Source organism: Acidimicrobiales bacterium (assembly GCA_035316325.1).
Classification (GTDB): domain Bacteria; phylum Actinomycetota; class Acidimicrobiia; order Acidimicrobiales; family VFJN01; genus DASXTK01.
On record DATHJB010000203.1, the window covers coordinates 23,986 to 36,806 of the forward strand.

At 72.8% G+C, this 12,821-nt stretch carries 10 protein-coding genes; 6 read left to right on the forward strand and 4 right to left on the reverse strand.

Annotated elements, in window-relative coordinates; genetic code table 11:
- Nucleotides 1-23: 23 nt before the first annotated feature.
- Nucleotides 24-1,853 carry a polysaccharide biosynthesis tyrosine autokinase gene (locus tag VK611_26510; protein HMG44915.1) on the reverse strand — a complete coding sequence of 610 codons (1,830 nt, stop codon included), beginning with the start codon at nucleotides 1,851-1,853 and terminating at the stop codon, nucleotides 24-26.
- Nucleotides 1,854-1,952: 99 nt separating this feature from the next.
- Here VK611_26510 and VK611_26515 point away from each other — a divergent pair, with 99 nt between their 5' ends.
- The 4 genes from VK611_26515 to VK611_26530 all read left to right on the forward strand — a co-directional run bounded on the left by VK611_26515 (nucleotide 1,953) and on the right by VK611_26530 (nucleotide 7,481).
- The gene (locus tag VK611_26515) at nucleotides 1,953-3,563 is read left to right on the forward strand and encodes a hypothetical protein (protein HMG44916.1); all 1,611 of its coding nucleotides are present in this window, start codon (nucleotides 1,953-1,955) and stop codon (nucleotides 3,561-3,563) included.
- Nucleotides 3,560-5,005: a hypothetical protein gene (locus tag VK611_26520; GenBank protein HMG44917.1), complete on the forward strand. Its 1,446-nt coding sequence runs from the start codon at nucleotides 3,560-3,562 to the stop codon at nucleotides 5,003-5,005. Before VK611_26515 ends, VK611_26520 begins: the two co-directional genes overlap by 4 nt.
- 140 nt (nucleotides 5,006-5,145) lie before the next feature.
- Nucleotides 5,146-6,378, forward strand: coding sequence for a hypothetical protein (locus VK611_26525; protein HMG44918.1), 1,233 nt, complete (start codon nucleotides 5,146-5,148; stop codon nucleotides 6,376-6,378).
- Nucleotides 6,375-7,481, forward strand: coding sequence for a glycosyltransferase family 4 protein (locus tag VK611_26530; GenBank protein HMG44919.1), 1,107 nt, complete (start codon nucleotides 6,375-6,377; stop codon nucleotides 7,479-7,481). Before VK611_26525 ends, VK611_26530 begins: the two co-directional genes overlap by 4 nt.
- Before the next feature lie 19 nt (nucleotides 7,482-7,500).
- Here VK611_26530 and VK611_26535 read toward each other — a convergent pair whose 3' ends face one another.
- Entirely contained in the window at nucleotides 7,501-8,715 is a 1,215-nt protein-coding gene (locus tag VK611_26535) for a glycosyltransferase family 4 protein (GenBank protein ID HMG44920.1), read from the reverse strand.
- Nucleotides 8,716-9,006: 291 nt separating this feature from the next.
- On the opposite strand from VK611_26535, the gene VK611_26540 reads away from it, so the two are divergent.
- Both VK611_26540 and VK611_26545 read left to right on the forward strand, forming a co-directional pair.
- A complete protein-coding gene (locus VK611_26540) occupies nucleotides 9,007-10,227 on the forward strand; it encodes a glycosyltransferase family 4 protein (protein HMG44921.1) in 1,221 nt (406 codons plus the stop codon).
- A 50-nt stretch (nucleotides 10,228-10,277) separates the two neighbouring features.
- Nucleotides 10,278-11,285 carry a hypothetical protein gene (locus VK611_26545; protein HMG44922.1) on the forward strand — a complete coding sequence of 336 codons (1,008 nt, stop codon included), beginning with the start codon at nucleotides 10,278-10,280 and terminating at the stop codon, nucleotides 11,283-11,285.
- Here the strand turns inward: VK611_26545 and VK611_26550 are convergent.
- Both VK611_26550 and dnaJ read right to left on the reverse strand, forming a co-directional pair.
- The gene (locus tag VK611_26550; protein ID HMG44923.1) at nucleotides 11,251-11,652 is read right to left on the reverse strand and encodes a helix-turn-helix transcriptional regulator; all 402 of its coding nucleotides are present in this window, start codon (nucleotides 11,650-11,652) and stop codon (nucleotides 11,251-11,253) included. The two genes, VK611_26545 and VK611_26550, sit on opposite strands and share 35 nt — an antisense overlap.
- 29 nt (nucleotides 11,653-11,681) lie before the next feature.
- Nucleotides 11,682-12,818, reverse strand: coding sequence for a molecular chaperone DnaJ (gene dnaJ / locus VK611_26555; protein ID HMG44924.1), 1,137 nt, complete (start codon nucleotides 12,816-12,818; stop codon nucleotides 11,682-11,684).
- Nucleotides 12,819-12,821: the final 3 nt, after the last annotated feature.

The window sequence follows — 12,821 nt, forward strand, 5'->3', positions numbered from 1 at the left end:
GTCCTATGCTCAAGTCTTGGGGGTCAGTTGCGGGTCGGCAGGTCGGGCTGCCAGCCGTCGCCGTCGCCCGTCAGCGGGCCCGACTGCTGCTGTTGCGGGGCCGGCGGCCCGATCGCCGGCCGCTCCGACGTCGTGCGGTTCATCGGGCCCGTGTCGGCGAGGTTGCCGTACCCGGAGATCCCCGACTGGTAGCCCTGGCGCGGCCCGCCGCCGCTCTCGTAGCCGTACGTCTCACCGGCGTAGGTGGCGTTCTTCGCCAGGCTCGTGAGCACCGTCCCCACGAGCGGGGCGCCCACCTGGTTGAGCAGCTCCACGGCCCGGTCGAGATCACGGCGTGACGTCTTGTTGGCCGACGTGACCAGCAGCGTGGTGTCGGCCATGCGGGCCAGCACCAGCGCGTCGGTCACCGGCAGCACCGGCGGGCAGTCGATGATCACCAGGTCGTAGGTCTGCGCCAGCACGTCGATCAGGCGCCGGGCCCGCTCGCCGCTCAGCAGCTCCGACGGGTTCGGCGGCGGGTACCCGGCCGGGAGCACCGACAGGTTGGCCAGGCCGTCGACCGGCCGGATCGCCTGCGGCAGCGACACGTCGCCGATCAGCACACCGGTGAGGCCCGGCGTGAGCGACACGCCCAGCAGCTCCTCGGCCCGCGGCCGGCGCAGGTCGCCGCTCACCAGCACCACCCGGTCGCCCGCCTGGGCGAACACCGTCGCCAGGTTGGCGGCGACCACCGTCTTGCCCTCGCCCGGCGACGGGCTGGTGATCTGCACCACCCGCACGTCGCGATCGACGCTGAGGAACTTCACCGACGTGCGCAGCGAGCGGAACGCCTCGGCCGCGGCCGCGGTCGGGTAGGCGGCGGTGACCAGCTCGGAGTCGGCGGTGTCGAACCGCGGGATGAGGCCCAGCGCCGGCACGCCGGTGGCCCGCTCGACCGCCTCCTTCGACTTCAGCGAGTCGTCGAAGTAGTCCCGCAGGAAGGCCATCGCCACGCCGAGGAACAGCCCGAAGACCAAGCCGATGGCCAGGTTCAGCGGGATGTCGGGGCTGACCGGCGACTCGGTCGAGCGCGCGTCCGAGAGCACGCTCGCCCCCGTGGCGTCGGTGACCCCGACGCCGAAGGACAGCTCGTTGAGGATGCTCTCGAGGTGGCTGATCCGGCCACCCTTGATGGAGATTGTCGGCTGCACCTGCTGGCTCAGCGCCTCGTAGTCGCGCCGCCTCGCCTCGGCGGCGGCGGAATCGCCGTTGTTCTCTGCGTCGAGGATCCGATCGTTCGCCTCGTTGAGCTGCGCCTGCTGCTCGTCGATCTCGCCCTGCAGCTTCTCGATCTCGGCGTTGATGCCCTCGCTCACCTCGATGAGCCGGGTGGTCGACTCCTCGGTGCGCTGGGCCACGTAGGTCGAGGCGAAGAGGCTGAGCAGCTGCTGGGCCTCGTCGGGATCCGGCCCCACCAGCGTGAGCTCGACCACGCTGCTCGTCATGTTGGTGTCGGTGTTCAGCACCGGGTTCGCCCGGATCTGCACCATCAGCGCCGCGTCGAGCGACGTGCTGTCGGGCACGGCGTCGATCGCCGCGAACCGCAGCGTCGAGCCCCGGAGGTAGGCCAGCTCGCCCTGGGCGATCCGGTTGCCGTCGGGGCCGCTGCGCTCTTGGTCGGTGGCGACCGCCACCGGATCGTTGAGGCCCAGGGTCTGCACCGTGGTCTTCGCCCGGTACATGGGCTCCGATATGAAGGAGATGGCGGCGGCGATCGCGAAGAACACGGCCGCGACGCCGACGACCCACCATTTACGCCTGTTGAGAACCCCCAGGTAGGACCGGAGATCAGGCTCGTTGAGCTCAGGGTCCATGCGAAAAGTCAGCTTACAGGTGGCCTGTCGGGCCGGCCATCGCGTCGGGCTGGCGCCGGCGGTGCCCGGTCACGCCGCGATAGCTAGTGTTGTCGGGTCATGCTGGCGACGCATGGGGTGGGGACGGACGTGGTCGCGGAGCGGCCGGCAGAACGGCGCGTGCCCCGCGCCCTGGTCGTCGCGCTGGCCCTGACGCCGCCGCTCACGCAGTTCCTGTTCCTCCTGCTCAAGGATCGGGCGGAGTGGTTCCAGCTCTTCTCCGACGACACCTTCTACTACTTCGGGGTGGCCCGGAACATCGGCACGGGCCACGGCTCCACGTTCACCGGCCTGGTGGACACCAACGGGTACCACCCCCTGTGGACCCTGGGCCTGGCGGGCCTGGCGTCGGTCCTCCGGTCGACGTCGTCGTTCGTCGTCGCCGTCGTCGCCCTGCAGAGCGTCATCTGGGTGGGCGTCGTGCGCGAGTGCCTGCGGATCGGCCGGGCCCTCGGGTCGGAGGCGTGCGCGGTGGCCGGCCTCGTGGCGCTGGGCACGCTGGCGGTGCTCACCGGGCAGCTGTCGTTCAGCGGGATGGAGTCCGCGCCTCTGCTCCTCTTCCTGCTCCTGGCGGTGCGGCTGTTCGTCGAGCGGACCGACGGGAACGACGCCCGCCGCGACTGGCTCGTGGGGCTCGCCCTCGCGCTGGCGTTCCTCAGCCGTCTCGACGCCCTGCTGACGATCGGGCCGCTGATGGCGGCGATGGCCCTCACCGGCCGGCCGCGGCCCGCGGCCCTCGCCCGCCGGCTCGCCGCGATCGCCGGCCCCACGGTCCTGGCGCTGCTGGTCTACGTCGCGGTCAACCTGTGGCTCTTCGACACGCCGACCCCCGTGTCGGGGCAGGCCAAGACGCTGGGCTCGTCCGGGCTCAACACGGAGCCGCTGACGCAGGCGCTCCAGGCCGGGATGGCGAGCGGCCGGCCGCTCTGGCTGGGAGCGTTGACGCTGGTGCTGCTCGCCGCGGTGACGATCGTCGGTGCGTGGCGCCAGGCGGAGGGGACCCGGCGGCTCCTCCACGCCGCGCTGGCCTTCGTCGCCGGCCAGTGCCTGCTCACGGCCTACCTGGTGGTTGCGACGACCTACCCGATCTGGCCCTGGTACCACTACAACCTCGCGCTCGTGGCCTTCTGCGCCACGACGCTCGGAGCACTGTGGCTGCTGCAGCGCTGGGGACGACGGGCGGCGTCGGCCGCCGAGCTCGTCGGCCTCGCCTTCTGCCTGACCGTGGTGCCGGCGACGTTCCTGAGCAACTTCACCAACTCGCCGGTGTCGGCCGAGGCGGCCGCCTTCGTCGACCGGGAGCTCCCCGCCGACGCCACGCTGGCGATGGGCGACCGCGCCGGCTTGTTCGGCTACCTGGCCGACCGGCCGCTGCTCCACCTCGAAGGCCTGGTGGGTGACGCCGCCTGGCTCGACGACCTGCGCGCCGGCACCGAGCTCGAGCGGATGGATGCCGAGGGCGTCGACTACTACGTCTGGTACGGCCCCGACGAGAGCGAGCCCGTCACACTCGAGAACGGCCGGCCGTGCCGGGTCTTCCACGAGCCGCGCAACGCCGCGCAGCCGCTGTTCGACGTGACCGTGTGCGATGCCGACCTCGTCTACACCGACGAGGCGGACGAGCACTGGATCGCGATCTGGCGCTACCGGCCGGAGCTCAACCGACCGTGACCGCCGTCGACGCCCCGACCGACCTCGGGGAGCCGGAACGGGCCGCCGCACCGGCAACTCCGGACACCGAAGCGGAGCAGTCGACGGGCTGGCCGCTGCGGCTGAGCCTCCTCGGCCTGTTCACCATCTCCTTCAACTCCACCCGCATCGCCGGCTGGGCGATCTCCGATCTCCTCTTCGTCCTGGCGGCGTTCGTCATCGTGTTGAAGATCGTCGCCGGCGAGAGCCGCGACCTGGCCCCGGCGGCGAGCCGGCGCAGCCCCCGCATGGTGCTGGTCGGCACCCTCGTGCTGCTCACCGGGGGCACCATCTCGAGCCTCCTCGCGCCGGCGCCGGCCTCGTCGATGCTGGTCATGGCGCGCTTCGCCTGGCTGACGATCGTCTGGTTCTGGATCCTCCGCAGCGTGTGCCGATCCCGGGGCGACCTGTTCCGGATGGTGGCCGCCTGGCGCAACGGGCTCATCGTGAGCTCGATCGCCGCCCTGCTCGGCAGCATCGGCGTCCCGATGTTCGCCACCGACTACAACTACGGGCGCCAGGCGGCCTTCACGTTCCACCCCGGCGAGCTGATGAACTTCCTGCTGCCCGGGCTCCAGGTGGCCATCGCGGTGGCGTTGGTGCTGCCGGCCAGCCCGCGCAGCACGCGCACCGCCCGGTGGAGCTTCGCCGTCGCCGGCATGTTGAGCTACGCCCTCTTCACCACCGGATCGACGTCGGGCCTCGTCGCCACCGGTGGCGGCCTGGTGGGGATGGTCTGGGTGGCGGTCGCCGCCCGGATGCTCGCCCGACCGACCGCCGACGGCCGGCGCCAGCGACGGCGGAGCCGCTCACCGCTGACGATCATGGTCGGGGTCCTCATGATCCTGCTGGGGGTCAGCCTGCTCTACAACAGCAACCTGCCGATCCGCGAACGACTCGACCTCCTGCGCGAGGGCGACGCGGGGCTCGAGTCGAGCGTGGCGAGTCGGGAGCGGGCCAACGAGGACATCCTCAACGACCTGGACCACTACCTCCTGATCGGCCTCGGGCCGAACCTCCAGCTCGGCGCCACCGGTGCTTCCCGACCCGAGCAGCTCATGGTCACCATCCAGGGCGACCTGCACAACGGCGTCCACAACATGTGGCTGAAGATGGTCTACGAGGAGGGCATCCCGGCGCTGGTCGGCCTGTGGCTCATCCTGGGGGCCGTCACCCGGGCGGCCTACCGGCTGGTGCTGCGCACCCGGGGGACCGATCTCCACCCCCTCGCCATCGGCCTCTTCGGTGGCTTCGTGGCCGTCAACGTGTCGTCGATGTTCGGCCCGGTCGCGTTCAGCCGGCACTTCTGGCTCCCCATCGCGCTCATCGGCTGCCTCTGGGAGGTGCGCCGCCGCGAGCTGCGCTCCGAGCCGCCGGCGCCCGCGCGATCCGTGGGCTCACCTGCGGATCGACCAGTACAGTAGGACGATCGAGCAAGCCGGGGAGAGCGGTGCCAGCAGCCACGGGGCGACGCGGTCGAGCACGGGCGGGCCTGCGCGCGCGCGGCCTCTCGCGCCACCGCGTCTACGTCCTGGGCGACCAGGCGGCGTCGAGCCTCAGCAACGTGGCGGTGACGATCCTCGTCGCCAACGGCAGCTCCCAGGGCACCTTCGGCGCCTTCGCCCTGGCCATGGTGGCCTACCAGCTGGTCACCGGGGGCACGCGCGCGGTCGCCGGTGAGCCGCTGCTGTCCCTCTACGCCGACCAGGGGCCGCGGGCCCGTCGCGGCATCGTGTCCGACATCCACGGCACCGCCCTGTTCCTCGCGGTCGGCTGCTCGGTGGTGCTCGGCGGCGTCTCGCCGGTGCTCGGCGGCGAGTCCGGCTCCGCGCTGCTGGTCCTGGCGGCGGTGCTGCCGTTGGTCGTGCTCCAGGACACCTGGCGCTACCTGTTCGTGATCGACCGGCCCGCCGCGGCGCTGGCCATCGACCTCGTGTGGCTCGGCGGCCTGGGCCTGGCCCTCCCGCTCATCCCGGCCGGGGCGCCGGTGGGCCACTACGTGTGGGCCTGGGGCCTCGGCGGTGCCGCCGGAGCGGCCGCGGGCACGCTGCTGGGCTGGGGGCTGCCGGGGTGGCCGCACCCCTGGCGGTGGCTGGTGCAGCACCGCGACGTGTGCGCCCGCTACTTCGCCGAGTTCGTGACCGCGACAGGCGTGAGCCAGGCGGCGTTCGCCGGGTTGGCGGCGATCTCGGGGGCGGCGGCGCTCGGCGCGACGCGGGCGGCGTGGGTGGTCTTCGGTCCGCTGGCGGTGATCCACTCCGCGCTCTACATGCTGCTGGTGCCCGAAGGGGCCCGCCAGCGTCACGACCGGGCCCGGCTCCAGCGGAAGTTCCTGCTGGCATCGGCGGCGTCGATGGCAGTGGCGACCGTGTGGACGCTGGTCGCGCTGGGCCTGCCGACGGCGTGGGGCGTGAAGCTCTTCAGCGACACCTGGGCGGAGACGGACTCCCTGCTGGTGCCCATGGGGCTGGTGACGATCGCCGGTGGGGCGCTGAGCGGCGGGCTGCTGGGCCTGCGGGCCCTGGGCGACGCCCGGCGCAGCCTGCGGGCGCGGCTGTGGTCGACGCCCCTGTTGGCCGGGCTGCCGCTCGCCGGTGCGGTGCTCGCCGACGCGACGGGCTTCGTGCTGGGCTGGGCGCTCGGCAACGCCGTCGCCGCCGGCATCTGGTGGACCCTGTTCCGTGAGGTACCGACCGCCGCACCGGAACCAGACGACCCCGCGCCCGGCGAACCCGGCCGGAACAACGGGCGCGGCACGCCGACGTCGGCGAAGCAGGAGGTAGGAGCACGACCATGACCGTCCGGCGACGTCCCCGTGTCGCGGTGCTCTGGGCGCGGCTCAGCGGCTACTTCCACGCCTGCCTGCGCGCCCTCGACAGCGAAGCCGATCTGCTCGTCGTCCACAAGCAGGGCGAGCCCGACGCGCCCTTCGACCCCGGCGCCGTGACCGCCGGCCTGCGTACCCAAGACTGGGGCGGCGACGGTCCCGACGCCGACGCCCTCGAACGCCTGCTGGCCGACTTCGACCCCGACGCCATCGTGGTCTGCTCGTGGAACGTCGCCGCCTACCGCCAGGTGTGTCGCACCCGCCAGGGCCGGACGCTGCGCATCGTCGCCATGGACAACCAGTGGCGCGGCACCCCCAAGCAGTGGGCCGGGGTTGCGTCGTCGCGGTTCCTGCTCGAGCCCACCTACGACGCCGCCTGGGTGTGCGACGAGCGGCAGGCCGACTTCGCGGGCCGGCTCGGCTACCCGGTCGAGCGCCTGCTCTGGGGCCTCTACAGCGGCGACCACCCCCGGTTCGCCGCGGTCGCCCGGGCGCGGGGCACCGCGCTACCGCCGCCCGCGTTCCTGTTCGTCGGGCGGCTGGTCCCCGAGAAGGGCGTCGACGTGCTCGCCGCGGCCTACCGCCGCTACCGCGGCCTGGTGGACGACCCGTGGCCGCTGATGATCTCCGGCACCGGCCCCGACCAGCACCTCCTCGACGAGGTCGACGGGGTGAAGCAGCTCGGCTTCGTGCAGCCCGCCGACGTGCCCGACGTGTTCGCCGCCGCCGGCTGCCTGGTGCTGCCCAGCCGCTTCGAGCCGTGGGCGGTGGTGATCCACGAGGCCGCGGCCGCCGGGCTGCCGATCGTGTGCAGCCGGGCCTGCGGCGCCTCCGCCCGCCTGGTGCTCGACAGCTACAACGGCGTCGTGGTCACCGACGGCGATGCCGAGGCGCTGGCCCGCGCGCTGTTGCGCATCCACCGGACCGACGACGACGAGCGCCGGGCCATGGGCGTGGCCAGCGAGTCGCTCGCGGCGCAGTACAGCCCGGAGCAGTGGTCCGGGCGGCTGCTCCGGCGCATCCCGGAGCTGCGCGAGCTGGTCGGCCTGCCGCCCACGCCCTGGGCCGGGTGACCCCGGCGTTCAGGGGGACTCAGACGGTCAGGTCGATGGTCCGGGCCGACCCGAGGGCTTGCCCGATGACGTCGACGAAGCGGTCGGTCACCACGTCGGTGTCGAACGTCGCCTCGGCGTAGGACCGGGCGCAGCGGCCGGCCACCTGGCGCAGGCGGCTGTCGTTGCGCAGCTGCTTGGCAGCCAGGAGGAACGCCTCGACGTCGGTGGGCGGCACCACCAGGCCTGCACCCGACCGCTCGACGGTGCGCGCCGCCAGGTTCTCCGACGGGATCGCCCCGAGGATCGGCCGGCCCGCGCACAGGTACGACAACACCTTCGACGGCACCGAGAAGGTCCCGGCGCTCGGCTCCAGCAGCGCCACCAGCGTGTCGGCGGCACCGAGGATGTCGGGGAACTGCTCGAACGGCTGGAACGGCAGCAGCCGGAGGTTCGGCAGCGGCCGCTCGGCCAGCATCGCCCGGAGCCGCTGCTCCCCCATGCCCTCGGAGATCACCACGACGTCGGCGTCGTCGGTGTGCTGCGCCGCCAGCTCGAAGAGCAGCTCGGGGCGGTGCTTCAGCCCCAGCGTGCCCGAGTAGAGGAACACGAAGCGGTCGTCCGCGATGCCCTGCTCCCGGCGCCACGCGTTCTCCCGCGCCCGCTCGGGCAGGTCGGCGAGCGGCGCCCAGTTCTCGATCACCGTGCAGCGCTCGCGCTCGACCCCCCAGCGGTCGAGCAGGGGCTGGAAGTCCTCGGTGATCGGCACGACGGCGGCCGCCTGCCGGACCAGCGAGCGCTCCAGCGACTCCGACCCGTAGCCCGCGAGCTTGCCGGCGGTGCCGCCGAGGCGCTGCGCCGCCGCGGCCCTGATCGCCACGCTGTAGAGGTCCTGCAGCCAGAACACCCAGGGCACGCCCTGCTGGCGGCACCACGAGGCGACCACGCGCTGCACCACGATCGGCATGTTGCACACCACGACCACGTCGGGCCCGAACTCCTCGGCCAGCGCCGTGAAGCGGCGGCCGTAGGCGATCTCCTGACTGACGCGCCGCAGCGGCGAGTACTTCGCGAACGTGGCGCCCATGCTCAGGCTGACGACGGAGACGTCACCGTCGTCCGCATCCACGTCGAAGCGGCCCTTGCCGCCCCGGTAGCTCTCGCAGTAGGTGTGCAGCACCGTGTGGCCGCGCCGGCCGAGCGCCCGCGTGAGATCCATGGGGAAGGCGTGCCCGGCGAAGTCGTGCAACAGCACGCGTGTCGCCTTCGTTCCGGCGGAGATCTTCCCCTTGTCCCCTGCCAGACCGAACCCAGTTCCTCGGAGCGACATCGAGGTGTTCCCTCCCCAAACCTGCTGATGCTCCCAGCGTTTCCCAGCACTCTCCGACGGTCAGGTCCCCCAGTGATCGGACCTCACGATCAGTTAGCTACCACAGAGTAAGTTAGTGAGGCTGCGGCGTCCACCAGTGTTGCATGCGTCGCCGGGCGCCCGATGGGGACAGCGTGAACACTGCGGGTCTTCCGATTAACGTCGGCCGCCTTGCGGGTGCTGGTCGTCCACAACGGCTACTCGTCGCGGGTCCCGTCCGGCGAGAACCTGGCGGTGCACGACGAGATGGCCTGGCTCGCCGATGCCGGCGTCGACGTCGTGACCCACGAGGCGAGCAACGACGACGTGTTCGGCACTGGGTCGGCGCAGCGGGCGCGCCAGGCGGTCGAGGCCGTGTGGTCGGTGTCGCAGCAGCGCCGCCTCGACCGGGCCGTCACCGAGCACCGGCCCGACGTGGTCCACGTGCACAACCTGTTCCCGCTGCTGTCGGCGAGCGTGCCGTGGCGGGCCCTGCGCCGTGACCTCCCGGTGGTGTGGACCGTGCACAACCGGCGGGTGCGCTGCGTGGGCGGCACCAACTTCCGCGCCGGCGAGGCCTGCGAGCTGTGCACCACCGGATGGCGCCTGCCCGGCATCCGCCACGCCTGCTACGGCGAATCGAAGGTGGCGAGCGCACTGGTCACGGCGTCGTCGTCGCTGTTCGCCGCCCTGGCCCGGCGCCGCGTCACCGCGGTCGCCATCAGCGGGGCCGTGCGGCAGTGGCTCGTCGACGACGCCGGCTTCCGGCCCGAGCGGGTGACGGTGAAGTACAACGGCGTCGCTCCCCCGGCAGTCGACGCCGGCGTCGTGCCCCCCGCGTCGAGCCGGGCCTTCGTGTTCGTGGGCTCGCTCGGCGCCCACAAGGGCGTGCGGCACCTGCTCGAAGCCTGGCAGCACGACGCCGTACCCGCCGACGCCACGCTGCACATCGCCGGCGCCGGGCCGCTGGACGACGAGGTGCAACAGGCCGCCGCTGCCGACCCGCGCATCACCTGGCACGGCCGCCTCCCCGTCGACGAGGTGCAGAAGCTCATGGCCACGGCCCGGGCGGTGGTGGTCCCGTCGCTGTGGCAGGAGCCGTTCGGCCGGGTCGCCGCGGAGGCGCTGGCCTGCGGGCGGCCGGTGATCACCACCGGCTTCGCCGGCCTTTCGGAGATCGTCGACGAGGAGTGCGGCTGGATCACCGGCGGCGCCGTCGAGACCCTCGCCGCCGCGATCGCCACCGCGGCCGGCGCCGACGACGAGGTGGCGCGACGGGGGGCCGCGGCCGCCGCGCGCTACCGGGAACGCTTCAGCCCCGCCGCGACGACCCGGGCGCTGCTGGACATCTACGAGAGCTGCACCAGGAAACGAACCGCGGGTAAGTCGCCCGGGCCAATACGGGCGAGGAGGCAGTAGGGTCACCACAGGTCCGTGCTGGGGTGCCGGACGGTTGGGGGAAGGCGATCGTGGATTCGATTGTCGGACAGATCGGCCGAGACGAGAGCGACGCGGGGTCGCGCGCTCCGGAGGCCACCACCCCCGATCACCCGATCACCCGGCCGGGCCCGACGTGGCTCCGCCGGCACGTGCAGCTCCTCGTGCTGCTGGACATCCTGTCGGTGGCGATCGCGACCCTGTCGGCGAAGATCCTGTCGTTCGGGCCCGGTCCGTCGGGCCTGACCGTGCGCAACACGGAGATCCCCTACAACGCGATCACGCTGATCACCGTCCCGGCATGGCTGGTGGTGCTCGGCACCAGCCGCACCTACGACGTCGGCCCCTTCGGCACCGGGAGCAGGGAGATGCGGCGGGTGGTGAGCGCCGCGGCCCACTTCCTGGCGCTGCTCGCCGTCGCCTACTACGTGGTGCACCTGGAGCGCCTCGGCCGCGGCTTCCTGATCATGATCGTGCCGCTGGCGACGGCCCTCACGCTGACCGGCCGCTTCGGCGCCCGGGGCTGGCTGCGCGTGCAGCGCTCGCGGGGCCAGGCGATGCGGCGCGCCGTCGTGCTGGGGCCCCGGCGTCAGGCCCGGCTGCTCGCCGACCACCTCCTGGACCACCCCGGCGCCGGCGTCGTGCCCGTGGCCGCCCTGGTGCCCGGCGACACCGTCGGGCTTGCCACCGACACCGGGGAGGTACCCGTGGTCGGCACGCCCGACGACGTGCTCGGCGCCCTCGGCGACGTCCAGGCCGACCTGCTGCTGATCACCGGCAGCCTGGCGCCCGGCGAGCTGCGCAAGCTCACCTGGCAGCTGGAGGGCACCGGGATCGACGTGCTCGTGGCGCCCACCGTGGGGCGCATCACCATCCCGCAGCTCGACGTGCGGCCGATCGCCGGCCTGCCGCTGCTCTACGTCGACCGGTCGTATCTGGCCCCGGCGGCCCTGGTCACGGCCCCCGCCGCCTCGCCGCCGGCCCCGACCCCCGTCGTCGAGCCGCTCAGCGCCGGCCGGGCGGAGCCGGTGGAGGAGTGACCCGCACGAGCGCCTGGCGCAGGGGCACCAGGTCGCGCCGGTACTGGCGGTGCGTGGCCGCGACCGCCGCGGCCGCGTCGGTGCGCAGGCGTTCCAGTTCGGCGCGCAGGTGCACCACCTGGGTCTCGAGCTCCAGCACCCGCTGCACGCCGGCCAGGTTCAGGCCGTCGTTGGTGAGGTCCTGGATGCGGCGCAGCATGGCGATGTCGTCGTCGCTGTAGCGGCGGCTGCCCCCGGCGGTGCGCGCCGGGTCGACCAGGCCCTTCCGCTCGTAGATGCGCAGTGTCTGCGGGTGCACCCCAGCCAGCTCGGCTGCGACCGAGATCACGTAGACCGCTCGGGTGCGTTCACCACCTCGGCTGGCCATCGCGGATCACCTCCTGTCCGGCTTCCTGCTCATACCCCGAGATGGGCCCGGGGTGACGTGCCGTCGGACGCCGCGGCCAGGGCCTCGACGGCCTTGCGCTGGGCGGCCGTCAGCTTCTGCGGCACGGCGACCTCGACCGTGACGAGCAGGTCGCCCGCCTCCTTCTTCGACTTCACGCCCCGGCCCTTCACCCGGAACGTGCGACCCGACCGCGTGCCCGGCGGCACCCGCAGCCGCACGGTGGAGCCCTCCAGGGTCGGCACGGTCACCTCGGTGCCCAGCGCCAGCTCGGGGAACGTGACCGGCACGACCAGCGTGAGGTCGTCGCCCCGACGGCCGAACAGGCTGTGCGGGTTGATGCGGCAGGTGACGTACAGGTCGCCCGGCGGGCCGCCGTTGCGACCCGGGCCACCCCGGCCCCGCAGGCGGATGCGCTGGCCGTCCTGGACACCGGCGGGGATGCGCACCTTCACCTCGCGGGGCCGATGCTCGATCCCGGTGCCGGCGCAGGTGGGGCACGGGTCGTCGATCGTGTAGCCGCGCCCGGCGCAGACGGGGCACGGCGTGGAGAAGCTGAAGAAACCCTGGTTCTCGTCGAGCACGCCGCGGCCGCCGCAGTTGGTGCACTGGCGCGGCGACGTGCCGGGCCGGGCCCCCGAACCGTGGCAGGTTTCGCAGGTGGCCTCGCTGGTGAGGTGCAGCGTGGTGGTCAGGCCACCGACGGCGTCCTCGAAGTCGAGGTGGAGCTCGGCCTCCAGGTCCTGCCCGCGGTGGGGCCCGGTGCCCCGCGCCGTGGTGGTCGCTCCGCCGTCGCCGGCGCGGCCGCGGTTGAACAGGCCGCCGAACAGGTCGCTGATGTTGTCGAACCGGAAGCTGGCGCCTGCACCTCCCCCGCCGCCCATGCCACCACCCATGCCGCCGGCCATCGGGCCGAGGCGGCGCACCTCGTCGTACTCCTTGCGCTTGGTCTCGTCGCCGATCACGTCGTACGCGGCGGAGATCTCCTTGAAGCGCTCCTCGGCGCTGGCGTCACCGGGGTTGGCGTCGGGGTGGTACTGGCGCGAGAGCTTTCGGTACGCGCTCTTGATCTCCTTGGTGGTCGCAGTATCGGACACACCGAGGATCCGGTAGTAGTCCTTCTCGAACCACTCGCGCTGTGGAGCCATCGC

Bases quoted from the DNA above. Each gene is read 5' to 3' on its own strand.
- dnaJ (HMG44924.1), bottom strand. From the start codon at position 12,818: ATGGCTCCACAGCGCGAGTGGTTCGAGAAGGACTACTACCGGATCCTC.
- VK611_26530 (HMG44919.1), top strand. From the start codon at position 6,375: ATGACCGTCCGGCGACGTCCCCGTGTCGCGGTGCTCTGGGCGCGGCTC.
- VK611_26510 (HMG44915.1), bottom strand. From the start codon at position 1,853: ATGGACCCTGAGCTCAACGAGCCTGATCTCCGGTCCTACCTGGGGGTT.
- VK611_26550 (HMG44923.1), bottom strand. From the start codon at position 11,652: ATGGCCAGCCGAGGTGGTGAACGCACCCGAGCGGTCTACGTGATCTCG.
- VK611_26515 (HMG44916.1), top strand. From the start codon at position 1,953: ATGCTGGCGACGCATGGGGTGGGGACGGACGTGGTCGCGGAGCGGCCG.